The sequence below is a fragment of the Streptomyces abikoensis genome (genome assembly GCF_014648775.1).
GTDB classification, from domain to species: domain Bacteria; phylum Actinomycetota; class Actinomycetes; order Streptomycetales; family Streptomycetaceae; genus Streptomyces; species Streptomyces abikoensis.
Map to the genome: position 1 here is coordinate 37,075 of NZ_BMRT01000012.1, position 23,691 is coordinate 60,765.

A 23,691-nucleotide genomic window follows, 5' to 3' on the forward strand; every position below is an offset into this window, starting at 1 on the left:
CAGGGGAACCCTTGAACCAGTGGAACCTTTCGAACTGGTCAACGCCAGACGAGGGCCGCTAGTTCCCTTGTGCACCCCCGCAGGGACTGCGGGGAGCCGCCGAGGGCCGCGCCATTCGGGTGAAAAAGCGGTGATACCGCTACAGGAGTGCCTGCGAGGCGAAGCGCAGGACGAGCTGGGGCGCGCCGGAGAGGACCACTCCGATGGCCGTGGCCAGGGCGATGGCCGCGCCGAGGGTGGCCGGAACGCGCACCGCCGGGGCGGTCGTCGCGCCGGCCGGCAGCGCTTCCCCCGTCTCCTCGCGGCCGCCCTTGAAGAGGACCGCTGTCCACTGGAGGTAGTAGTAGAGCGCGATCACGACGTTGACGGCCATGACGACGGCCAGCCAGCCCAGCCCCGCGTCGACCGCCGCCGAGAAGACGGTGACCTTGGCGAAGAGGCCGATGACGCCCGGCGGCAGGCCGGCGAGGCACAGCAGGAAGAAGGCGTGCGCGAGGGCGGCGAGCGGATTGCGGGAGGTCAGGCCGCGGTAGTCGGTGATCCGGTTGTCCGGGCGGGTGCGGGCCACGAGGGCGACGACCGCGAAGGCGCCGAGGTTCACGGCCGCGTACATCAGGGCGTAGGCGACGGTGGAGCCGACGGCCCGCGAGGGGTCGCCGGAGTAGCCGGCGGCGGCGAGCGGGACGAGCAGGTAGCCCGCCTGGCCGACGGAGGACCAGGCCAGCAGACGTACGGCGCTGTGCTTCCGGTCGGGGCGCTGGCGCAGCGCGGCGACGTTGCCGACGGTCATGGTGAGCGCGGCGAGCACGGCCAGGGCGGGGCCCCAGACGTCGGCGTACGAGGGGAAGGCGACGACCGTCACCAGGGCGATGCCGGTGAAGCCGACCGCCTTGCCGACCACCGACAGGTACGCGGCGATGGGCAGCGGCGCGCCCACGTAGGTGTCGGGCACCCAGAAGTGGAAGGGGACGGCGGCGGTCTTGAAGGCGAAGCCGACGAGGGTCAGGGCGACGCCGGCCTTGGCGAGGACGGCCAGGCGGGGGTCGACGTGGCCGAGGCCGTCGGCGATCTCCGTGAGGTGGAGGGTGCCGGTGGCGGCGTAGAGGAAGGACACGCCGAGGAGGGTGACGGCGGTGGCGGTCACGGACGACAGGAAGAACTTCAGTGCCGCCTCGGAGGAGCGGCGGTCGCCGCGGCGCAGGCCGACGAGGGCGAAGGCGGGCAGCGAGGCCACTTCCAGGGCGACGACGAGGGTGGCCAGGTCACGGGAGGCGGGCAGCAGCGCGGCGCCGGCGGCCGACGACAGCAGCAGGAACCAGTACTCCCCCGCGGGAAGTTTGGAATCGGCGATCGCGCCAACGGACAGCAGGCCCGTCAGCAGGGCGCCGCCCAGCACCAGCAGCTGGATGACGAGCGTGAAGTGGTCCGCCGTGTAGCTGCACGCCGTGACGGCGACGTCGGGGCCGGTGAGGCAGAAGGTCGAGCGGTCGCCGCGCAGGAGCGGGAGGAGGGAGAGCCCGGCCAGGACGAGACCGCCGAGGGCGATCCGGCCGAGGAGGGGTTTGCGGTCCTCGGGGAGGAAGAGGTCGACGACGAGGACGACCAGCGCCACGGCGGCCGTGACGGTGGGCGGGGCGATGGCGAGCCAGTCGACGGACTGGACCAGGGAGCCCATCAGTTGCCTCCTGCGAGGAGCTGCTGAACGGCCGGGTCGGTGAGGCCGAGGAGGGCCGCGGGCCAGAGTCCGGCGAGGACGGTGAGGGCGACGAGCGGGGACCAGGCGGCGAACTCGTACCGCCGGACGTCGGCGAGGGCCGGGCCGTCGGGCATCAGGCCCGCCTTCTCGGCCGCCGGGTCCACGTCGCCGCCCATGCAGACGCGCCGCACGACGATCAGCAGGTAGGCGGCGGTGAGCAGGGTGCCGAGGCCGGCCAGGGCCATGAAGACGAGGAACGCGGGGCGGCTGAGCCCGTCGGCGGGGCGGAAGGAGCCGAACATCGCCAGCATCTCGCCCCAGAAGCCGGCGAGGCCGGGGAGGCCGAGGGAGGCCACGGCGCCGAAGGCCAGCAGGCCGCCGAGGCGCGGGGCGCGGCCGTAGAGCGCCGCGCCGGTGGTGCCGGCGAGGCTGTCGAGGTCGCTGGTGCCGTAGCGGTCCTTGATGGCGCCGACGAGGAAGAAGAGGAGGCCGGTGATGAGGCCGTGGGCGACGTTGGCGAAGAGGGCGCCGTTGACCCCGGTGGGGGTGAGGGTGGCGATGCCCAGGAGGACGAAGCCCATGTGGCCGACGGACGAGTAGGCGATCAGGCGCTTGAGGTCGCCCTTGGCGCCCTTGCGGGCGAGCGCGATGCACACCAGGGAGCCGTAGACGATGCCGACGGCCGCGAAGGCGCCGAGGTAGGGCGCGAAGGTGTGGGCGCCGTCGGGGGCCACCGGCAGGATGATGCGCACGAACCCGTAGGTGCCCATCTTCAGCAGGACGCCCGCGAGGAGCACCGAGCCGACGGTGGGGGCGGCGGTGTGGGCGTCGGGCAGCCAGCTGTGCAGGGGCCACATGGGGGCCTTGACGGCCAGTCCGACGCCGATCGCCAGAACCGCGATGACCTGCGTGGTGTGGCTGAGCGAGGACCCGTTGTCAGTGGCGAGTGCCACCATGTCGAACGTGCCGCCGTCCAGACCGACGAGGAGGAGGCCCAGCAGCATCACGACCGAGCCGAGCAGCGTGTAGAGGATGAAGCGCCAGGAGGCGCGCTCCCGGCCCTCGCCGCCCCAGCGGGCGATGAGGAAGTACATCGGGATGAGCACCGTCTCGAAGGCCAGGAAGAACAGCATCAGGTCGAGGACGGCGAAGGTCGCCAGCGTGCCGGTCTCGAGCACGAGGAGCAGCGCGACGAATGCCTTGGGGGACGGGCCCGATGGCATCTTGAAGTAGCTGTACAGCGCGCAGAGGAAGGTCAGCAGCGCGGTCAGGACGAGGAGGGGGAGCGAGATGCCGTCGACGCCGAGGTGGATCCGGATGCCGAGGGCGGGGATCCAGGGGAGGTCGGTGGTCGCCTGCATCCGGGCCGGGTGGTCGTGGTCGAAGCCGGCGGCGAGGGCGACGGACAGCGCGAGGACGACGCCCGTGACGGTCACTCCGTGGCGGAGCACGGCCTGCTCGGGGCTGGTGCCCTTCAGGCCGGGCGGGGCGGGGAGCAGGGCGGCGACGGCTCCCAGCAGGGGGAGGACGACGATCGCGGCGAGGAGGAGCTGCATGACGGTGTGACTCATGGATCAGGCTCCGGTGGCGACGAGGACGGCGGTGACGGCCAGGACGACGGAGCCGGCGAGCAGGGCGCCGAGGTAGGTCTGCACATTGCCGGTCTGGGCGCGGCGGACGGCCGCGCCGAGCAGCCCGGGCGCGGTGGCGGCGGCGCGCACGTACGCGTCGACGACCTCGCGGTCGAGGAAGCGGGCGAGGCGGGCGGCGGCGCGGGTGGGCCGGACGAACAGTGTGGAGTAGACGGCGTCGAGGTGGAATCCGGTGACGGCGTGCCGGTGGAGGGGGCCGAGAAGCAGCCTGCCGGGGTCGCCGGGGTCGGGGGCGGCGGCGATGGTGCCGTACACGGGCTCGTGGCTGGCGATGGCCTCGATCTCGGAGACGGCGGGGGAGGCGTCCGGGTCGGCGGCCACGGCGCCCAGGGGGGTGCGGGTGGCGAGCGCGGCGGTGCGGCGCCAGGCCGCGTACATGACGAGCGCGCCGGCGACGGCGCAGCCGGTGGACAGGACGGAGGTGGTGAGGCCGGGGGTGAGCGAGCGGCCGTCGAACCAGTCGGGCAGCTTCCAGGCGGCCAGGCCCAGGGCGGCGGTGGGCACGAACAGGACCCACAGCACGCCGTTCATGGCGACGGGCTCGCGGCCGTGGTCGGGGGCCTCGGCGCCCTTGCCGCGGAAGGCGAGCAGCCACAGGCGGGTGGCGTAGCCGGCGGTGAGGGCGGCGGTGACCAGGCCCGCGATCAGGACGGTCCAGCCGGCCGGGCCGGCCGCGGCGGCGGGGATGCCGTGGGCGCCGCCGGTGGCGGCGTGCTCGGCGGCGCCGAGGACGGCCTCCTTGGAGAAGAAGCCGCTGAACGGGGGGATCGCGGCGAGCGCCAGGAGGGCGACGGTCATCGTCCAGTAGGCGTCGGGGATCCGCTTGGCCAGGCCGTTCATGCGGGCCATGGCGGCGAGCGAGTTGGTGCCGGCGGCGTGGATGATCACGCCTGCCCCGAGGAAGAGGAGGGCCTTGAACGCGCCGTGGGAGATGAGGTGGGAGACGGCCGCGCCGCGGTCGCCGACGGCCAGGGCGCCGGTCATGTAGCCGAGCTGGCCGACGGTGGAGTAGGCGAGGACGCGCTTGATGTCGTCCTGGGCGAGCGCGGCGAGGGCCGAGCCGACCATGGTGACCGCGGCCATCACGGCGAGGACGACCAGGGCCGCCGCCGAGGCGGCGAAGACGGGGAGGAGCCGGGCGATGAGGTAGACACCGGCGGCGACCATCGTCGCGGCGTGGATCAGCGCGGAGACGGGCGTCGGGCCGGCCATCGCGTCGGGCAGCCAGGTGTGGAGGGGGAACTGCGCGGACTTGCCCGCGACGCCCGCCAGGAGCAGCAGCGCGACGAGGGTGGGGTGGTCCAGCCCGCCGGAGGCGGCGGTGGCGATGATGCCGTTGATCCGGAACGTGCCGGCGTCGGCGGCCAGCGCGAAGATCCCGATCAGGAAGGGGACGTCGCCGAGCTTGGTGACCAGGAAGGCCTTGAGGGAGGCGGACCGGGCGGCCTCGGTCTCCCAGTAGTGGCCGACGAGGAAGTACGAGCAGATGCCCATGATCTCCCAGCCGACCAGCAGCACCATCAGGTCGCCGGTGTAGACGACGAGGAGCATCGCGGCGGTGAAGAGGGAGACGAGGGCCGCGTAGGAGGGGTAGCGGGGGTCGTCGCGCAGATAGGCGGTCGAGTACAGCTGGACGCAGGCGGCCACGACCCCGACGAGCACGGCCACGAGCACGGCGAAGCCGTCGAGATGGAGGGCGAGGTCGACGGGCACGGAGCCGGTGGGGGTGAGCCGGGTGGCGGCGTCGAGCGCCGCGTCGCCGCCCTGCCGGCAGGCGACGACGATCGCGAGCACGGCGGCGGCGAGCGTCGGCAGCACGGCCAGCGGGCGGACGAGGCCGGGGGCGCGGCGGCCCGTCAGGAAGCCTGCGAGGGCGCCGAGGAAGGGCAGCAGGGGGACGAGGACGGCGGTGGTCGTGGTGCTCACGCGGCGGCCTCGGCCTTCTCCTCGCGGTGCTCATGGTCGGTGTCGGGGTCGGGGGCGTCCTCGGCGAGGTCGCGGAGCCGGTCGACGTCGGCGGTGCCTCGGTTGCGGTGGACCTGGAGGACGATCGCCAGGCCGATGCCGATCTCGGCGGCGGCGATGGCGATGGTGAAGAGGGTGAGCGCCTGGCCGGCGTGGAGCGTGTCGCGCAGCCACACGTCGAAGGCGACGAGGTTGAGGTTGACGGCGTTGAGCATCAGCTCGACGGACATCAGGACCAGGATCGCGTTGCGCCGGGCGAGGACGCCGTAGAGGCCCACGCAGAACAGGAGGGCGGCGAGGACGGCGGGGTAGACGAGATGCATCAGCGCTCCTCCTCCTTCTTCCTGCGGGACAGGACGATCGCGCCGACGAGCGCGGCGAGCAGCAGGACGGACAGCGCCTCGAACGGCAGCACCCAGTGCCGGAAGAGGATCTCGCCGGAGACCTTCGTGCTGCCCTGCGGCGCGCCGTCCAGGTCGATCCAGGTGGTGCGGAAGGCGTCCACGACCACCCAGACGAGGGCTGCCGCGGCGGCTCCGGCGACCCCGAGGGCGGCCCACCGGTTGCCGGAGTCGGCGTCCGGGGAGCGGCCGATGGGGGCCTTGGTGAGCATGAGTCCGAAGAGGAGGAGGACCACGACGGAACCGACGTAGATCAGCACCTGCACCCAGGCGATGAACTCCGCCGTCAGCAGCAGGTACTCCACGGCGAGCCCGCCGAGCGCCACGACCAGCCAGAGGGCGGCGTGCACCAGCTGCCTGGTGGTGACGGTGACGACGGCCGCGCCGAGGGTGACGAGGCCGACGAGGAGGAAGACGATCTCGACACCGGAGGTGGAGAGGAAGCCGCGCGAGACGTGCTCGGCGGCGAGCGCGCTCAGGGCGGTGCCGGTCACGCTTCTCCCTCCTTCTCCTGCTGCTCCCGTTGGGCTGCCAGTTTCTCGGCCGTCTTGCGGGCCGCCGCGATCTCCTTGGGCTCCTCGGCCGCAGGGTCGAGCGCGGGCGGCTCGGGCACGGTCCACATCCACTCGCGGAGCTTGTCGCGCTCGTGGGTGAGCTCGTGGATGTCCGTCTCGGCGTACTCGAACTCGGGCGACCAGAACAGCGCGTCGAAGGGACAGACCTCGATGCAGATGCCGCAGTACATGCACAGCGCGAAGTCGATCGCGAAGCGGTCGAGGACGTTCCGGCTGCGCTCGCGGCCGCCCGGGGCGGCCGGGGGCACGGTCTCCTTGTGGGAGTCGATGTAGATGCACCAGTCCGGGCACTCGCGGGCGCACAGCATGCAGACCGTGCAGTTCTCCTCGAACAGCCCGATGACGCCGCGCGTGCGGGGCGGCAGCTCGGGCTGGGCGTCCGGGTACTGCGCGGTGATCGAGCGCCGGGTCATGGTGCGGAGGGTGACGGCGAGGCCCTTGGCCAGGCCGGAGCCGGGGATGCCCATGGTTACTGGATCACCACCTTGACGACGCCGGTGAGGGCGATCTGCGCGAGGGCGAGCGGGATGAGGACGGTCCAGGCCAGCTTCTGCAGCTGGTCCTCGCGCAGCCGCGGATAGGTCACGCGGAGCCAGATCACGACGAAGGCGAGGACGAGGGTCTTCAGCAGCGTCCACAGCCAGCCCAGCCCGTCGGCCCCGAACGGGCCGTGCCAGCCGCCGAGGAACAGCACGGTCGTCAGACCGCACAGCACGACGATGCCCGCGTACTCGGCGAGCAGGAACATCGCGAACCGCAGACCGGTGTACTCGGTGTACGCACCGAAGATGATCTCCGAGTCGGCGACCGGCATGTCGAACGGCGGACGCTGGAGCTCGGCCAGACCCGCCGTGAAGAACACGACGCCGCCGACGATCTGCCACGGCACCCACCACCAGTGGAAGGCGTCGACGATCCCCGGCAGCGACACGGTGCCCGCCGCCATGGCGACGGACGCCGCCGCGAGGAGCATCGGCAGCTCGTACGCGAGCAGCTGCGCGGCGGTGCGCAGGCCGCCGAGCAGCGAGAACTTGTTGGCCGACGCCCAGCCGGCCATCAGCGACCCCAGGACGCCGACGCCCATCACGGCGAGCACGAAGAAGATGCCCGCGTCGACGGCCTGCCCGACGGCGTTGCCCGGTCCGACCGGGATCGCGAGCAGCACGAGGAGGTACGGCAGCAGCGCCACGGCGGGGGCGAGCTGGAAGATCCGCCGGTCCGCGTCGGCCGGGACGACGTCCTCCTTCTGCGCGAACTTCACCCCGTCCGCGACGAGCTGCGCCCAGCCGTGGAAACCACCGGCGTACATGGGGCCGAGGCGGCCCTGCATGTGGGCCATCACCTTGTGCTCGGTCTGACCGATGACCAGGGGCAGCACGAGGAAGCAGACGAAGACGGCGAGGAGACGCAGCACGACGTCGAGAGTGTCGCTGCTCATGCGGGGTCGCCTCCGGCGGGGTTCTGATCGTTCTCGGGCTCGCCCTCGCCTGCGCGTTCGGCTGCGCCGGGCTTCCGGGTGCCGGGGTCGGCTGCGCCGGGCTCGGGTGCAGCCGGGCTCGCGTCCGGGCCGGGGGCCTCGGGTTCCGGTGAGTCCGGCACCGCCGGGTCGCGGCGTTCGGGCTGGGCACCGTCGCGGCGGGGGGACGCGGGCTCGCCCGAGCGGGGTTCGCCTGCGGCGGGCGCGGCGGACTTGTCCGTACGGGCGGGTGCCTCGGCTTCGGGTGCGGGCTTGCCTGCGGCGGTCCGGGTGGGGGGCTCGTCCGTGCCGGGGGCCTCGGGTGCCGGTGCGTCCGGCACCGCCGGGCTGCGGTCCGCTGGCTGAGCGCCGTCGCGGCGGGGGGACGCGGGCTCGTCCGTGGACGGGGGCTTGGAGGCCGGTGTTTCGTCGAAGGCCGGGCGGGCATGGTGCCAGGGGGCGTCCGAGGAGCGGGGGGCCGGGCGGGTGGGCCGGGCGGCGGCGTCCTGCTGCTGGCTCGCGGAACCGTCCGCCGCGCTGCGGGTACGGCGAGGCGCCGCCTCCGCACCCCCCGCCTGGCTCGCGGAACCGTCGGCGGCGCTCCGCGCGCGGCGCGGGGCCACGCCCTCGGCCGCCTGGCTCGCCGAGCCGTCCGCCGCGCTGCGCGCGCGGCGCGGGGGCGTGCTCTCGGGTGTCTGGCTCGCCGAGCCGTCGGCCACGCTGCGGGTACGGCGAGGCGCCGCCTCCGCGCCCGCCTGGCTCGCGGAGCCCTCCGACGCGCTGCGCGCGCGGCGGACCGGGCGTTCCGCGCCCGCCGCCGCGCCCGCGGCGCGCGGGGTGCGGGCCGGGCGGGCGGGGGCCGGGGGGAGCTGGCCCTTGAGGGGGCCCCATTCGTTGGGGTCGGGGACGCCCGGGGGAAGCATCTGGCGGCGCTTGGGGCCGCCTTCCGCCGCCTCGCCGGGCTCCTTCGCGCCCGGCCACGCCTTCACCACGCGGGCCGCGAGGACGAAGTCCTTGCGCAGCGGGTGGCCCTCGAAGCCCTCGGGCAGCAGGAGCGGCACGAGGTGGGGGTGGCCCGGGAAGTCGATGCCGAACATCTCGTGGGTCTCGCGCTCGTGCCACGCCGCGCCCGCGTAGACGCCCACCGCGCTGGGCAGCGCGGGGGCCTCGTGCGGCACGGTCGTGCGCAGGAGCAGCCGGCGCGTCGTACCGCCCGCGCCCCCCGGCAGCGCCGCAACGTGCGCGCAGACGCGGAAGCCCGTGCCGGGCTCGTCGACGGCGCTCAGCCAGTCGAAGAACGTGCAGCCCAGCACGGAACGCGCGGTCTCGAGCGCGGTCAGCCACTCCCCCGCCGGGACGTCGACCGTCAGCAGGTCGTACGCCTCCTCGGCGGTCGCGTCCGCGCCGAAGAGGTCCGTCACGGCGCCCGGAAGCCAGGCAACGGGCTCGGTCATCGGTCCGTCTCCTCGGAAGGGGGCGGCGGCGGGGTCACCAGGCCGCTGCGGAGCGCCGCCGTGGACGCCCGCCCCCCGCCGGAGGCGTACCGCTCACCCAGCGACTCCTTCGCGATCTTCTCCTGAAGCTTGATGATCCCCTGGAGCAGCGCCTCCGGCCGCGGCGGGCAGCCCGGCACGTACACGTCCACGGGGATGATCTGGTCGACGCCCTTGGTCACCGAGTACGAGTCCCAGTAGGGCCCGCCGCAGTTGGAGCAGGCGCCGAAGGAGATCACGTACTTGGGCTCGGGCATCTGCTCGTACAGCCGCTTCACGGCCGGGGCCATCTTGTCCGTGACCGTGCCCGAGACGATCATGAGGTCGGCCTGGCGCGGGCCGGGCGCGAAGGGGATCACGCCCAGGCGGATGAAGTCGTGCCGCGCCATGGACGCCGCGATGAACTCGATCGCGCAGCAGGCGAGCCCGAAGTTGAAGACCCACAGGCTGTAGCGGCGGCCCCAGTTCAGGACGACCTTCATGGGCTCGGGGGCCAGGCGCGCCAGCGGGCCGAGCCGGCGGGGCTCGGGCAGGTCGACCGGGGGTGTCACGTCCATTCCAGGACGCCCTTCTTCCATGCGTACAACAGGCCCACGGCGAGGAAGCCGAGGAAGACGAACATCTCCACGAGCGTCGCCCCGCCGAAGCCCGGCGCGGCGAACACCGTGGCCCAGGGGAACAGGAAGATCGAGTCCACCGCGAAGATCACGTACAGGAACGCATAGACGTAGTAGCGGACCTGTGTGTGGGCCCAGCCCTCGCCGACGGGGTCCACTCCGCACTCGTACGTGAGCAGCTTCTCGGGCGTCGGCACCACCGGTCGCAGCAGCCGTCCGGCCCCGAAGGCCACGGCCACGAACAGCACGCCGATGACGGCGAGCAGTCCGACGACCGAATAGGCGTGGAAGTAGTCCGCCGCGAGCTGGACATCGGCGCCACTGGTGCGCACGGTCGCCTCCGGCACGTCCGCCCCTCGCTCCCTGTCCTGTTTGTTCGACGATCTGTACGCACGCGAGTCTAGGCCCTGTGGCGCCCGGGACGATCCGCCCCGGCGGGCGCGGGGTGGGGTTATCCCCACCCCGCGGCACCCACGGCCCCCATGGCGGCGGCGGTCCTGACCAGGGCACGCTTGCCGTATGACCGCCCGTACCCGCACCCGTTCCCACGCCGTCCAGGTCGCCGCCGAGGACGACGACCGGCTGCCTCCCGCGCGCTTCGCCTTCGGCTCCGTGACATGGAAGGAGGTCGCGCACCTCCACCTCAATCTGCTGGAGGGGATCCTCGGCTTCGTCTACGTCTCCCTGTGGCTCTACGCGGGCGCGCTGCTGTCGGTCACGGTCGTCGGGCTGCCGCTGCTGGCGGCCGGCCTGATGGGCGCGCGGGTGCTGGGCAGGGCCGAGCGGTGGCGGGCGCGGGTGCTGCTGGGCGTGCGGATCGACGAGCCGAGCCCGCTCCCCCGGCACCGTGCCCGCGGTTTCCTCAACCGGATGTGGATGACGCTGAAGGATCCGGTGGCCTGGCGGAGCACGCTGTACGCGTTCATACGACTGCCATGGGGTGTTCTCACGTTCGCCATCGCGCTGACGTCCCTCTTCGTCGCGTGGCCGGTGCTGGGGCACATCGCGCGGGGGCTGACCAATGTGGACCGGGCGATGGTGCGCGGGCTGCTGTCGCCGTCGAGCGAGCTGGAGCGGCGGATCGCCGAGCTGGAGGAGGACCGGGGCGTGGTCGTGGACACGGCCGCCGCCGACCTCCGCCGTATCGAGCGCGATCTCCACGACGGCGCCCAGGCCCGTCTCGTCGCCCTGGCCATGGGGCTCGGCCTGGCGAAGGAGCGGCTGCTGGAGGACCCGGAGGCGGGCGCGCGGATGGTCGACGAGGCGCACGGCGAAGCGAAGCTCGCCCTCCAGGAGCTGCGCGACCTCGCCCGCGGCATCCACCCCGCGATCCTCACCGACCGCGGCCTCGGCCCGGCGCTGACGTCGGTGGCCGGGCGCTGCACGGTGCCGGTGAAGGTGGCCGTGGACCTGGAGTCCCGTCCGGCGCCCGCGATCGAGGGCATCGCCTACTTCACCGTCTCCGAGCTGCTGCAGAACATCAGCAAGCACAGCGGGGCCCGGACGGCGGAGGTCGAGCTGTGGCGCGCTACGGACGGCGCGAAGGACCGTACGGAGGACCGGCTGCTGATCCGGGTCAGCGACGACGGGCGGGGCGGTGCCTCGACCGCCCGGGGCAGCGGGCTGGCCGGGCTGGCCGAGCGGCTGGGCTCGGTGGACGGGCTGTTCGTCGTGGACTCCCCCGCCGGCGGCCCGACGGTCGTCACGGCCGAGCTGCCCTGGCGGAGCCGCACCGAGAGCCGGAGCGAGAGCCGTACCGGCGGCCGTCCCTAGCCCGGGGGTGGGGCTTTCCCCACCCCGAGGACACCCACCCGCCTCATGGTCCCCGGCCGCCCGCCGGGAGAGCCTGGACGGGACAGGACACAGGCTCACGAGGACAGCACGAGGACAGGACGACATGGCCATCGACCACGCGACCGGACGACCCCACCGGGTCCCCGCCGTGCTGCGCGCCCCGCTGGAGGGCCGCACCTGGCGGGAGTTCCTCTACCTGATGACGAGCCTGCCCATCGCGGCCGTCGCCTTCGCGCTCGCCGTCACCCTGACCGCCGCGGGCGTCGGCACGCTGGTCACCTTCGTCGGCGTGCCGCTGCTGGCCGCCACCCTCGCCGCCGCGCGCGGGCTGGGCGTCCTGGAGCGGGCGCGGGCCCGGGGGCTGCTGCGGCTGGAGATCGCCGAGCCCGAGCCGGTCCGGGTCCGGCGGCGCCGCGACGGGCGCGGCCCCGGCCCGATGGCGTGGGTGGGCGCGCTGTTCAAGAGCGGTACGTCCTGGCGGCACCTGCTCTACGCGGTGGTGCACTTCCCGTGGGCGCTGTTCACGTTCGTCCTGTCGCTGGTGCTGTGGTCGGTCGGCTGGACCACCTTCCTCTACCCGCTCTGGCAGTGGACGCTGCCCACGTTCGCGCACCAGCCCGGGATCCAGATCTACGGCGAGACCGGCGGCCGGCACTTCTACGTCGACTCCCCCTTCACGATCGGCATCACCTGCGCCCTCGGCCTTCTCCTCGTGCTGGGCACGCCGTGGGTGATCCGGGGCCTGGCGCACGTGGACCGGCTGCTGGTGCGCGGGCTGCTGGGGCCCTCGCGGCTGGCGGAGCGCGTCTGGGAGCTGGAGGAGGACCGGGGCGTGGTCGTGGACACCGCCTCCGCCGACCTCCGCCGCATCGAGCGCGACCTCCACGACGGCGCCCAGGCCCGTCTCGTCTCCCTCGCCATGGAGCTGGGCCTGGCGAAGGAGCTGGTGGAACGGGACCCGGAGAAGGCCGCCCGCATGGTCGACGAGGCCCACGGCGAGGTGAAGCTCGCCCTCCAGGAGCTGCGCGACCTCGCCCGCGGCATCCACCCCGCGATCCTCACCGACCGCGGCCTCGGCCCGGCGCTCGCCTCGCTGGCCGGCCGCTGCACCGTGCCGGTGGCGACCGAGGTGGACCTGGACTCCCGCCCCGCGCCCGCCATCGAGGGCATCGCCTACTTCACCGTCTCCGAACTCCTCCAGAACGTGAGCAAGCACAGCCGGGCGCGCTCCGCCCAGGTGGACGTCTGGCGCTCGGGCGACCGGCTGATGCTGCGGGTGGGGGACGACGGACGCGGCGGCGCCGGGACCACGAGCGGCAGCGGCCTGGCGGGGCTCGCCGAGCGGCTGGGCTCGGTGGACGGGCTCCTGGTCGTCGACTCGCCCGTCGGCGGCCCGACGACCGTCACCGCCGAGCTGCCCTGGCGCGCCCGGGGCTAGCGCCCCGCGCACAACCCGCCCCCGCGCACACCCCGCCCCGGCCGCCCCGGCCACGCGCCGCACGCTCCGCCCCCGGATGCTGCGATGCTGACGCGGTACGAACCACGTCGGCAGCAACACCAGGGGGCAGGAGAAAACGTGATCGCGGACGACAGCGTGCGGGTGGTCATCGCCGAGGACTCGGTGCTGCTCAGGGAGGGCCTGACCCGGCTGCTCACCGATCTGGGGCACGAGGTCGTGGCGGGTGTGGGCGACGCGGAGGGGCTGCTCAAGACGATCGCCGAGCTCTCCGCCGCCGACGCCCTCCCCGATGTGGTCGTCGCGGACGTCCGGATGCCCCCGACCCACACCGACGAGGGCGTCCGCGCGGCGGTGCGGCTGCGCCGCGACCACCCGGAGCTGGGGGTGCTGGTCTTCTCGCAGTACGTCGAGGAGCAGTACGCCACCGAGCTGCTGGCCGGCAGCACCCGGGGCGTCGGCTATCTGCTGAAGGACCGCGTCGCCGAGGTCCGCGAGTTCGTGGACGCGGTCGTCCGCGTCGCGCGCGGCGGGACCGCGCTGGACCCCGAGGTCGTCGCCCAGCTGCTGGGCCGCAGCCGCAAGCAGGACGTGCTCGCCGGGCTCACCCCGCGCGAGCGGGAGGTCCTCGGCCTGATGGCCGAGGGCCGGACGAACTCGGCCATCGCCAAGCAGCTCGTGGTCAGCGACGGCGCGGTGGAGAAGCACGTCAGCAACATCTTCCTGAAGCTGGGCCTCTCCCCGAGCGAGGGCGACCACCGCCGGGTGCTGGCGGTGCTCACGTATCTGCGGTCCTGACAGACCAAAGAGTCCTGACCACCCGAAGAGCCCGGTGACGGCGAGGGCACCGACCGGAGCGTTACCGTCCGCGGTTGATTCGTTGATCCGCTCGGGGAAGGCTGCCCTTGCCCACGTACGATGGCCGTGGGATCGCCGGTCGGCGCCATCGTCCGGCCGGCGCCGCCACGAGGGAGGTCCGAAGCAGTGACCAGCCAGGTCAGCAGCCCGGCCGAAGAGGCCGCACCCGACGGTCCGGGCGGCGAGGCCGACGCCCGTGAACGCCTCGCCGGACAGCGCGGCCCGACCGACGGCCCGGACGGCGCCAAGGAAGTACGCCGGCTGGACCGGGTGATCATCCGGTTCGCGGGTGACTCGGGTGACGGCATGCAGCTCACCGGGGACCGGTTCACCTCCGAGACGGCGTCGTTCGGCAACGACCTCTCCACCCTGCCGAACTTCCCCGCCGAGATCCGGGCCCCCGCCGGCACCCTCCCGGGTGTGTCCTCGTTCCAGCTGCACTTCGCCGACCACGACATCCTCACCCCCGGCGACGCGCCGAACGTCCTGGTCGCGATGAACCCGGCCGCGCTCAAGGCCAACATCGCGGACGTGCCCCACGGCGCGGAGATCATCGTCAACACGGACGAGTTCACCAAGCGCCCCATGGCGAAGGTGGGTTACGACAGCAACCCCCTGGAGGACGGCTCGCTGGACGCCTACAACGTCCATCCGGTGCCGCTGACGACGCTGACCATCGAGGCGCTCAAGGAGTACGGCCTCTCCCGCAAGGAGGCGGAGCGCAGCAAGAACATGTTCGCGCTCGGCCTGTTGTCGTGGATGTACCACCGGCCGACCGAGAGCACCGAGGCGTTCCTGCGGAAGAAGTTCGCCAAGAAGCCGGAGATCGCGGAGGCCAACGTCACCGCCTTCCGGGCGGGCTGGAACTTCGGTGAGACGACGGAGGACTTCGCGGTCTCCTACGAGGTCGCGCCCGCCACGGCGGCCTTCCCGCCGGGCACCTACCGCAACATCTCCGGCAACCTCGCGCTGTCCTACGGCCTGATCGCCGCCGCCCGCCAGGCGGACCTGCCGCTCTACCTGGGCTCGTACCCGATCACCCCGGCCTCGGACATCCTCCACGAGCTGTCGAAGCACAAGAACTTCGGCGTGCGCACCTTCCAGGCCGAGGACGAGATCGCCGGCATCGGCGCGGCGCTGGGCGCGGCGTTCGGCGGCGCGCTCGCCGTGACCACCACCTCCGGCCCGGGCGTGGCCCTGAAGTCCGAGACGATCGGCCTGGCCGTCTCGCTCGAACTGCCGCTGCTGATCGTCGACATCCAGCGCGGCGGCCCCTCCACCGGCCTGCCCACCAAGACCGAGCAGGCCGATCTGCTGCAGGCGATGTACGGGCGCAACGGCGAGGCCCCCGTGCCGATCGTGGCCCCCCGGACGCCCGGCGACTGCTTCGCCGCCGCCCTGGACGCGGCCCGGATCGCGCTCACCTACCGGACGCCGGTCTTCCTGCTGAGCGACGGCTACCTGGCCAACGGCTCCGAGCCCTGGCGGGTCCCGGAGCCGGACGAGCTGCCCGACCTGCGGGTCCAGTTCGCCTCCGGGCCCAACCACACCCTCGCCGACGGCACCGAGGTGTTCTGGCCGTACAAGCGCGACCCCCACACCCTGGCCCGCCCCTGGGCCGTGCCGGGCACCCCGGGCCTGGAGCACCGCATCGGCGGCATCGAGAAGCAGGACGGCACGGGCAACATCTCCTACGACCCGGCCAACCACGACTTCATGGTCCGCACCCGCCAGGCCAAGGTCGACGGCGTCGACGTCCCCGGCGTCGAGGTGGACGACCCGTCGGGCCAGGCCCGCACGCTGGTGCTCGGCTGGGGCTCCACCTACGGCCCCATCACGGCGGCGGTACGGCGCGTACGGGCGGGCGGGGGCGCGGTGGCCCAGGCCCATCTGCGCCACCTCAACCCCTTCCCCGGGAATCTCGGCGAGGTCCTCGGGCGTTACGAGAAGGTGGTCGTACCGGAGATGAACCTCGGTCAGCTCGCCACGCTGCTGCGGGCGAAGTACCTCGTCGACATCCGCTCGTACACCCAGGTGAGCGGAATGCCGTTCAAGGCCGAGCAGCTCGCCACCGTGCTCAAGGAGGCCATCGATGACTGAGGCGCTGAAGCTGGTGCCCAAGGCCGAAGCCCGGCAGACGATGAAGGACTTCAAGTCCGACCAGGAGGTGCGCTGGTGCCCCGGCTGCGGTGACTACGCCATCCTCGCCGCCGTCCAGGGCTTCATGCCGGAGCTCGGGCTGGCGAAGGAGAACATCGTCTTCGTCTCCGGCATCGGCTGCTCCTCCCGCTTCCCGTACTACATGAACACCTACGGGATGCACTCCATCCACGGCCGCGCCCCGGCCATCGCCACCGGCCTGGCCACCTCGCGCCGCGATCTGTCGGTGTGGGTCGTCACGGGCGACGGCGACGCGCTGTCCATCGGCGGCAACCACCTGATCCACGCCCTGCGGCGGAACGTCAACCTGAAGATCCTGCTGTTCAACAACCGGATCTACGGGCTGACCAAGGGCCAGTACAGCCCGACCTCCGAGGTCGGCAAGATCACCAAGTCCACGCCCATGGGCTCCCTGGACGCGCCCTTCAACCCCGTGTCGCTGGCGCTCGGCGCGGAGGCGTCCTTCGTCGCCCGCACGGTGGACTCCGACCGCAAGCACCTCACGGAGGTCCTGCGGCAGGCCGCCGACCACCCGGGCACGGCGCTCGTGGAGATCTACCAGAACTGCAACATCTTCAACGACGGCGCCTTCGACGTCCTGAAGGACAAGCAGCAGGCCGAGGAGGCGGTCATCCGCCTCGAACACGGCGCTCCGATCCGCTTCGGCGTGGACGGCGAGAAGGGCGTGGTGCGGGATCCGGCGACGGGTGATCTGAAGGTCGTCGCGGTGACGCCGGAGAACGAGGCGTCCATCCTGGTCCACGACGCGCACAGCGCGTCCCCGACCACGGCCTTCGCGCTCTCGCGCCTCGCCGACCCGGACACGCTCCACCACACGCCGATCGGCGTCTTCCGCAGCGTCGACCGGCCGGTCTACGACGCGCTGATGGCCGAGCAGCTGGAGACCGCCGTCGAGCAGAAGGGCAAGGGCGACCTGGCCGCGCTGCTGGGCGGGAACGACACCTGGACGGTGGTCGGGTAAGTCTGGGCCCAAACGCCGGACGGGCTGTTTTCGGCCCGTCCGGCGGGGCGTCTGACGCCCCGGCGGCTGGGCAGCCGTTCTCATATGAACATGGCCGAGCCCGAACCCGTCGTCCGCGACCGCCTCGCCTACCGACTGAAGCGCGCGTTCCTCGGTCCTCCGCTGGTCACCGAGCGGCTCTCGCAGGAGAAGCTGTCCAACCCGATGGCGCTCGGCGTCCTCGCCTCCGACTGCATCTCGTCGACCGCGTACGGCACCGAGGAGATACTGCGCATCCTCGTCCCCGTCGCCGGTGTCGCCGCGTTCACGCTGCTCATGCCCGTGACCGGCGGGATCCTGCTGGTCCTGCTGCTCCTGACGCTCTCCTACCGCGACGTCGTCTCCGTCTACACCCGCGCGGGCGGCTCGTACGTCGTCGCGCGCGAGAACTTCGGGCCGCGCGTCGCGCAGATCGCGGCGGTGGCGCTGCTCGTCGACTACATCGTCACCGTCGCCGTACAGACCTCCGCCGGCACCGACGCCCTCATCTCCCTCGCCCACCTCACCGGTGACGGCTACACCGGCATCGACCACCTCAAGCTCCCCATCACGGCGGGAGTGGTGGTGGTGCTGATGTACGGGAATCTGCGCGGGGTGCGGGAGGCGGGGCGGGCGTTCGCCGCGCCCGCGTACCTCTTCATGCTCGCCGTCGCGGCCATGCTGGTCGTGGGGCTGCTGCGGGCGCTGGACGGCGGGCTGCCGCACGCGGACGTCCGGGCCCACGGCGCGGTCCCGCTGGGCGAGCCCGGGCACGGCTGGCTGTACGGGGCGTCGCTCTTCATGGTGCTGCGCGCCTTCGCCAACGGCGGCTCCTCCCTGACCGGCCTGGAGGCCATCTCCAACGGCGTCTCCGCCTTCCGCCGCCCCCAGGGCGTCAACGCCCGGCGGACGCTCACCGCGATGAGCTGCGTCCTGGGCGTCATGGTCTTCGGCGTCTCCGCGCTCGCCCACTTCACCCACGCCATCCCCTACACCGACGGCAACCCCACCGTCCTCGCCCAGGAGGCGCGTCTGGTCTTCGGCGGCGGCTGGGCGGGCACCGCCGGGCTCGTCTACGTCCAGCTCGCCACCGCGCTGATCCTCTACACGGGCGCCAACACGCCCTTCACCGGCTTCCCCTTCCTCGCCAGCTTCGTCGCCGAGGACCGCTTCCTGCCCCGGCAGCTGATGCGGCGCGGGCACCGGCTCGCCTTCTCCAACGGGATCATCTGCCTCACCGTCGTCTCGCTGGCCCTGCTGCTGGTGACGCGCGCCAGCGTCGACAAGCTCGTCGCGCTGTACGCCATCGGCGTCTTCACCGGCTTCACGATGGCGGGCGCCGGGATGACGGCCCACTACTGGCGGCGCCGCGAGTCCCTCTGGAAGACGGCGACGAACCTCGCCGCGGCCGTGGTCTCCGCGCTGGTCGTCGTGATCTTCGCGATCACCAAGTTCACCGAGGGCGCCTGGCTGGTCGTGGTGGTCTTCCCGCTCGGGGTGTGGGCGCTGATCCGGATCAACCGCCAGTACCGGGAGGAGGCCGCCGCCCTGGAGAACGTCCCCGCGTTCGTCTCGGACCGCCCCCACTGGCGGCGGCACGTCGTCCACGTCCTCGTCGACAGCCTCGACCTGGCCACGATCAAGGCCCTGCAGTACGCCCACGAGGTGCGCCCCGACGAGGTGCGCGCCCTCCACTTCGTCATCGACGAGCCCCGGGCGCGGCGGCTGGTGGCCCGCTGGGACGCCTCGTCCGGCACGACCGTCCCGCTGGAGCTCGTGGACTGCCCCGACCGACGGCTGCGGCACGCCGTGGCCGGGCACGCCGCCCGGACGACGGCCGACGGCACGACAGCGCTGACCCTGCTGATCCCCCGCCGCACCTACCGCTCCCCGCTGGGCCGGCTGCTCCACCGCGGCACGGCGGAGGAGATGGCCCGGGTCCTGGAGCAGCTGCCGAACGTGGCGGTGACGATCCTGCCCTTCGACGTCACCACCGCGATGCAACGTGTCCGCGCGGGGGGCGTACCACGACCGTAAGCGGGGGCGTACCACGACCGTAATGCGATACGGGCATGACAGTCCCGCGCGCCGGGGTCTACCGTCGCTAGGTCGCCGTCGCCGCACCCAGGGAGGGACCCCGTGTCACCCGAGCCATCACCCCAGGAATCCCGCGCAGGGCTGCTCTACGGGGTGGCCGCCTATGGCATCTGGGGGCTGTTCCCCCTCTACTGGCCGCTGCTGGAGCCCACCGGGGCGGTCGAGATCCTCGCCCACCGCATGGTGTGGTCGCTGGTCACGGTCGCGGCCGTACTGGCCCTGACCCGGCGCTGGGGCTGGATACGCCCGCTGCTGCGGCAGCCCAAACGACTGGCGATGGCGGCGGTGGGCGCGGCCGTCATCTCCGTGAACTGGTGGGTCTACATCTGGGCCGTGAACTCCGGCCACGTCGTGGAGACCTCCCTGGGGTACTTCATCAACCCCCTCGCCACCATCGGCCTGGGCGTCCTCGTGCTGCGCGAGCGGCTGCGCCCGGCGCAGTGGGCGGCGGTCGGCGTGGGCGTCGCGGCGGTGATCGTGCTGGCCGTGGGCTACGGCAAGCCGCCGTGGGTGGCGCTCACCATCGCGGCGACGTTCAGCACCTACAGCCTGGTGAAGAAGAAGGTGGGGCTGGGCGGCCTGGAGTCGATGGCCGTCGAGACGGCCGTGCAGTTCCTCCCGGCGCTCGTGGTGCTGCTCGTCCTCGGCGCGCAGGGGAAGTCGAGCTTCGTCTCCGAGGGCGGCGGGCACACCCTGCTCCTGCTGGGCACCGGTGTGATCACCGCGATTCCGCTGGTCTCCTTCGGCGCGGCGGCGGTACGGCTGCCGCTGTCGGTGCTCGGGATGCTCCAGTACCTGGCGCCGGTCTTCCAGTTCGCCCTGGGGCTGCTGGTCTTCCACGAGGCGATGCCGGCGGAGCGCTGGGCGGGCTTCGCGCTCGTCTGGCTCGCGCTGGCCGTGCTCACCTGGGACGGGCTGCGCACGGCGCGGCAGTCCCGGGTGGAGCTGAAGGAGGCCCAGGAGCGGACGGTCACAACTGGCAACACAGAAAACACAATTGCCACTGAGACCTCTCAGGACACAGAAACCACAGCTCAGCGCGGTTGAGCGGACGACCGATATCCGGAAACCGGTGATCGGTGTCCGAAACGCGCTCTTGACGTGCTTTCAGGGGGCCCTCAACATCATGGCCACGTCAAACAGAGTTGGGAGCCCCCCATGCTTGCACTCAACGGACCAGCCCTGACCCCGCCCCGAAGAGCCCGTACCGCCACCGCCGCCCTGTTCGCCTCGGGCGCGGCCGTCACGGCGGCCCTCCTGGGCATCTCCTCCGTCCCGGCGACCGCGGCTCCCACCACCGCGACCGCCGGCCGGAGCACCGCCGCCAAGTCCGTGGCGGCACCGGACATATCCGGGGCCAACGTCAAGGCCCACCTGACCCAGCTCCAGTCGATCGCCACCGCCAACGGCGGCAACCGCGCCCACGGCCGCGCCGGCTACAAGGCGTCCCTCGACTATGTGAAGGGCAAGCTGGACGCGGCCGGCTTCACCACGACCGTCCAGCAGTTCACCTCCTCCGGCTCGACCGGCTACAACCTCATCGCCGACTGGCCGGGCGGCGACACGAGCCACGTCGTCTTCGCCGGCGCCCACCTCGACTCCGTCACCCGGGGCCCCGGCATCAACGACAACGGCTCCGGCTCGGCGGGCATCCTCGAGGTCGCCCTCACCGTCGCCAAGCAGAACTACAAGCCCGACAAGCACCTCCGCTTCGCCTGGTGGGGCGCCGAGGAGCTGGGCATGGTCGGGTCGAAGTACTACGTCAACAACCTGCCCGCCGCCGAGCGCTCGAAGATCGACGGCTATCTGAACTTCGACATGATCGGCTCGCCCAACCCGGGCTACTTCGTCTACGACGACGACACGCGGCTCGAAGGCGTCTTCAAGGACTTCTTCGCCACCCGCAACATCCCCACCGAGATAGAGACCGAGGGCGACGGCCGCTCCGACCACGCGCCCTTCAAGAACGCGGGGATAGCCGTCGGCGGCCTCTTCAGCGGCGCGGACTACATCAAGACCGCCGAGCAGGCCCAGAAGTGGGGCGGCACGTCGGGCCTGGCGTTCGACCGCTGCTACCACGCCTCGTGCGACTCGATCTCGAACATCAACGACACGGCGCTCGACAACAACAGCGACGCGATCGCCTACGCCATCTGGAACCTGAGCGGCGGCTCCACCACCCCGCCCAGCGGCACCGTCTTCGAGAGCAAGGCCCAGGTCGCCATCCCCGACGCGGGCCCGGCCGTGGAGTCCCCGATCTCCGTCTCCGGCGTCACCGGCAACGCGCCCGGCGCGCTGAAGGTCGGCGTCGACATCAAGCACACCTACCGGGGCGACCTGAACGTCGACCTCGTCGGCCCGAGCGGACGCGCCTACCGGCTGAAGTCCGCCGACTCGAACGACTCGGCGGCCGACATCAGCACCACCTACACGGTCAACGCCTCGACGGAGACCGCGAACGGCACGTGGAAACTCCGCGTCCAGGACGTCGCCGCCCAGGACGAGGGCTACGTGGCGGGCTGGAAGCTCACGTTCTGACCGGGCTCCGCCCCGGACCTCGTCCGGGGCGGAGGCTCACACCGTCACGTCCCGTGACGTAAAGCGCGCCCACGCCGCCGAACCGAAGACGGCCACGTAAAGGGCCTGCAACCCCAGGTTCCGCGCGATCTGATCCCAGTACACCGGATCCCGCAACAGATCCGCGAACCCCAACCAGTAGTGCGGAAAAAGATACGGCTGCACCGCACTCAACTGCGGAAACTGATCAAGTATCTGCACCGTGATCAGCAACCCCACCGTCGTGGCCATCGCCGCGATCCCGCTGTTGGTGAGCGTCGAGACGAACAGCCCCAGCGCCGCGAGCCCGGTCAGCGACAGGGCGACCACCCCGGCGATCGCCAGCGCGCGCAGCAGCCCCTCGCCGAACGACACGGTCGTGCCGCTGATCAGCGTCACCTCGCCGACGGGGAAGAGCAGCGCGCCCACCGCCAGCGCCGAGGCGGCGACGACGAGCGTGGCGGCGAAGGCGAAGAGGACGGTCGTCGTGAACTTGGCGAGCAACAGCCGGGTCCGCCCGGCCGGGGCGACCAGCAGATAGCGCAGCGTGCCCGCCGAGGCCTCGCCCGCCACGGAGTCGCCCGCGATCACCCCGATCGCCATCGGCAGGAAGAACGGCAGGGTCGCGGCGAGCGAGGCGAAGACGAGGAAGAGGCCGTTCCCGGCGACCTGCCCGATGAACGCCGGACCGCCACCACCGCCACCGTCGCCACGCCCGCCGCCACCGCCACGGCTCGTCTCGATCCGCACCGCGATGCCGACGAGCACCGGCACGGCCGCCAGCACGCCCAGCAGGGCGAGGGTGCGCCAGCGCCGGAAGGTGGTCGTCACCTCGCTGCGGAACAGCGACAGCGACGGCATCCCGATCGGCAGTGTCTCAGCCCGCGACATCGAAACCCTCCCCCGTCAGCGCGACGAACGCGTCCTCCAGCGAGGCGCGCTCGGTGCCGAAGGACCGCACGCGCACGTCCGCCCGGACGAGCGCGGCGTTGAGGTCGGCGAGGTCCACGGGGGGAAGTTCGCCGGTGACGCGGTCGTCGGTGACCGTCAGGTCGTGCACGCCGTGCTCCTTCAGGACCCGCACGGCGTCCGCCGTGTCGGGAGTGGTGACGGCCAGCCGGGCGCGGGCCGAGGCGGCCAGCTCCCGGACCGTGCCCTGGGTGAGGAGCCGGCCCTGCGCCATGACGGCGGCGTGGGTGCAGACCTGCTCGATCTCGTCGAGGAGGTGGGAGGAGAGGAAGACCGTGGTGCCCTCCGCCGCCAGCCCGCGCACCAGGGCGCGGATCTCGCGCATGCCCTGCGGGTCGAGGCCGTTGGTGGGCTCGTCCAGGACGAGGAGCTCGCGCGGCCGGAGCAGGGCGGCGGCCAGGCCGAGCCGCTGCTTCATGCCGAGGGAGTAGGCGCGGGCCTTCTTCCCGGCCGCGCTCGTCAGCCCCACCCGTTCCAGCGCGGCGCCGACGCGGGCGGCGCGGGTGCGGGGGGCGGCGGTGGGGTCGGCGGCGTCGAACCGTAGGAGGTTGTCGCGGCCGGAGAGGAAGCCGTAGAGCGCGGGGCCCTCGATCAGGGCCCCCACCCTGGGCAGGACGCGCCGCCCGGCGCGCGGCATCTCCTGGCCGAGCACCCGGGCGGCACCGGAGGTGGGCTCGATGAGGCCCATGAGCATCCGGATGGTGGTGGTCTTCCCGGAACCGTTGGGACCGAGGAAGCCGAAGACGCTGCCGCGCGGCACGACGAGGTCGAGCCGGTCGACGGCGAGCTGACCGCCGCGGTAGCGCTTCGTCAGCGCGGCCGTCTCGATCACGGCACCCTCCCCCACGGCCCCGGGCCACGGACCCGGCTTGGACCGGCCCTCCACGGTGTCTCCTCTCGCGTGCGGCCCGGCGCCACCAGGTGGCCCTGGGGCGCCGGGCACGCC

The 23,691-nt window shown here is 72.6% G+C and carries 20 protein-coding genes; 8 read left to right on the forward strand and 12 right to left on the reverse strand.

Going from position 1 to position 23,691, the window contains the following annotated elements:
* Positions 1 to 139: 139 nt before the first annotated feature.
* The 10 genes from IE096_RS28390 to IE096_RS28435 are packed head-to-tail and all read right to left on the reverse strand — an operon-like array spanning position 140 to position 10,202.
* Positions 140 to 1,675 (reverse strand): NADH-quinone oxidoreductase subunit N, encoded by a 1,536-nt coding sequence (locus IE096_RS28390; RefSeq protein ID WP_189456522.1) that lies wholly within the window; start codon positions 1,673 to 1,675, stop codon positions 140 to 142.
* Positions 1,675 to 3,267, reverse strand: coding sequence for a complex I subunit 4 family protein (locus IE096_RS28395; protein ID WP_189456524.1), 1,593 nt, complete (start codon positions 3,265 to 3,267; stop codon positions 1,675 to 1,677). Before IE096_RS28395 ends, IE096_RS28390 begins: the two co-directional genes overlap by 1 nt.
* A 3-nt stretch (positions 3,268 to 3,270) precedes the next feature.
* The gene (locus IE096_RS28400) at positions 3,271 to 5,274 is read right to left on the reverse strand and encodes an NADH-quinone oxidoreductase subunit 5 family protein (protein WP_189456527.1); all 2,004 of its coding nucleotides are present in this window, start codon (positions 5,272 to 5,274) and stop codon (positions 3,271 to 3,273) included.
* Positions 5,271 to 5,636 carry an NADH-quinone oxidoreductase subunit NuoK gene (nuoK, locus tag IE096_RS28405; RefSeq protein ID WP_126914740.1) on the reverse strand — a complete coding sequence of 122 codons (366 nt, stop codon included), beginning with the start codon at positions 5,634 to 5,636 and terminating at the stop codon, positions 5,271 to 5,273. The genes IE096_RS28400 and nuoK overlap by 4 nt, the downstream gene beginning before the upstream one ends.
* Complete coding sequence (locus tag IE096_RS28410) at positions 5,636 to 6,208, reverse strand: NADH-quinone oxidoreductase subunit J family protein (RefSeq protein WP_189456530.1); 573 nt, start codon at positions 6,206 to 6,208, stop codon at positions 5,636 to 5,638. Before IE096_RS28410 ends, nuoK begins: the two co-directional genes overlap by 1 nt.
* Positions 6,205 to 6,756, reverse strand: coding sequence for a NuoI/complex I 23 kDa subunit family protein (locus IE096_RS28415; RefSeq protein WP_189456532.1), 552 nt, complete (start codon positions 6,754 to 6,756; stop codon positions 6,205 to 6,207). Before IE096_RS28415 ends, IE096_RS28410 begins: the two co-directional genes overlap by 4 nt.
* Before the next feature lie 2 nt (positions 6,757 to 6,758).
* Positions 6,759 to 7,727 carry a complex I subunit 1/NuoH family protein gene (locus IE096_RS28420; RefSeq protein WP_189456534.1) on the reverse strand — a complete coding sequence of 323 codons (969 nt, stop codon included), beginning with the start codon at positions 7,725 to 7,727 and terminating at the stop codon, positions 6,759 to 6,761.
* Entirely contained in the window at positions 7,724 to 9,199 is a 1,476-nt protein-coding gene (locus IE096_RS28425; RefSeq protein ID WP_189456535.1) for an NADH-quinone oxidoreductase subunit C, read from the reverse strand. Before IE096_RS28425 ends, IE096_RS28420 begins: the two co-directional genes overlap by 4 nt.
* The gene (locus IE096_RS28430; protein ID WP_189456537.1) at positions 9,196 to 9,795 is read right to left on the reverse strand and encodes an NADH-quinone oxidoreductase subunit B; all 600 of its coding nucleotides are present in this window, start codon (positions 9,793 to 9,795) and stop codon (positions 9,196 to 9,198) included. Before IE096_RS28430 ends, IE096_RS28425 begins: the two co-directional genes overlap by 4 nt.
* Positions 9,786 to 10,202, reverse strand: a complete 417-nt coding sequence (locus tag IE096_RS28435) for an NADH-quinone oxidoreductase subunit A (RefSeq protein WP_126914744.1) — start codon at positions 10,200 to 10,202, stop codon at positions 9,786 to 9,788. The genes IE096_RS28430 and IE096_RS28435 overlap by 10 nt, the downstream gene beginning before the upstream one ends.
* A 172-nt stretch (positions 10,203 to 10,374) precedes the next feature.
* Between IE096_RS28435 and IE096_RS28440 the strand changes: the two genes are divergently transcribed.
* The 8 genes from IE096_RS28440 to IE096_RS28475 all read left to right on the forward strand — a co-directional run bounded on the left by IE096_RS28440 (position 10,375) and on the right by IE096_RS28475 (position 21,758).
* A complete protein-coding gene (locus IE096_RS28440) occupies positions 10,375 to 11,628 on the forward strand; it encodes a sensor histidine kinase (protein WP_189456539.1) in 1,254 nt (417 codons plus the stop codon).
* A gap of 124 nt (positions 11,629 to 11,752) precedes the next feature.
* A complete protein-coding gene (locus IE096_RS28445; protein ID WP_189456541.1) occupies positions 11,753 to 13,087 on the forward strand; it encodes a sensor histidine kinase in 1,335 nt (444 codons plus the stop codon).
* 156 nt (positions 13,088 to 13,243) lie between these two features.
* On the forward strand, positions 13,244 to 13,903 hold the full coding sequence (locus IE096_RS28450; protein ID WP_189456702.1) for a response regulator transcription factor: 660 nt from the start codon (positions 13,244 to 13,246) through the stop codon (positions 13,901 to 13,903).
* Between the two features lie 186 nt (positions 13,904 to 14,089).
* Positions 14,090 to 16,063 (forward strand): 2-oxoacid:acceptor oxidoreductase subunit alpha, encoded by a 1,974-nt coding sequence (locus IE096_RS28455; RefSeq protein ID WP_189456543.1) that lies wholly within the window; start codon positions 14,090 to 14,092, stop codon positions 16,061 to 16,063.
* On the forward strand, positions 16,056 to 17,105 hold the full coding sequence (locus tag IE096_RS28460) for a 2-oxoacid:ferredoxin oxidoreductase subunit beta (protein WP_189456545.1): 1,050 nt from the start codon (positions 16,056 to 16,058) through the stop codon (positions 17,103 to 17,105). The genes IE096_RS28455 and IE096_RS28460 overlap by 8 nt, the downstream gene beginning before the upstream one ends.
* Before the next feature lie 90 nt (positions 17,106 to 17,195).
* Entirely contained in the window at positions 17,196 to 19,160 is a 1,965-nt protein-coding gene (locus tag IE096_RS28465) for an APC family permease (RefSeq protein ID WP_189456547.1), read from the forward strand.
* A gap of 102 nt (positions 19,161 to 19,262) precedes the next feature.
* Positions 19,263 to 20,267 carry an EamA family transporter RarD gene (gene rarD / locus IE096_RS28470; protein ID WP_189456548.1) on the forward strand — a complete coding sequence of 335 codons (1,005 nt, stop codon included), beginning with the start codon at positions 19,263 to 19,265 and terminating at the stop codon, positions 20,265 to 20,267.
* Between the two features lie 111 nt (positions 20,268 to 20,378).
* Positions 20,379 to 21,758, forward strand: a complete 1,380-nt coding sequence (locus IE096_RS28475) for a M20/M25/M40 family metallo-hydrolase (RefSeq protein WP_189456550.1) — start codon at positions 20,379 to 20,381, stop codon at positions 21,756 to 21,758.
* A gap of 36 nt (positions 21,759 to 21,794) precedes the next feature.
* Here IE096_RS28475 and IE096_RS28480 read toward each other — a convergent pair whose 3' ends face one another.
* On the reverse strand, positions 21,795 to 22,667 hold the full coding sequence (locus IE096_RS28480; RefSeq protein ID WP_189456552.1) for an ABC transporter permease: 873 nt from the start codon (positions 22,665 to 22,667) through the stop codon (positions 21,795 to 21,797).
* A complete protein-coding gene (locus tag IE096_RS28485; protein ID WP_229820669.1) occupies positions 22,654 to 23,631 on the reverse strand; it encodes an ABC transporter ATP-binding protein in 978 nt (325 codons plus the stop codon). Before IE096_RS28485 ends, IE096_RS28480 begins: the two co-directional genes overlap by 14 nt.
* Between the last annotated feature and the right edge of the window lie 60 nt (positions 23,632 to 23,691).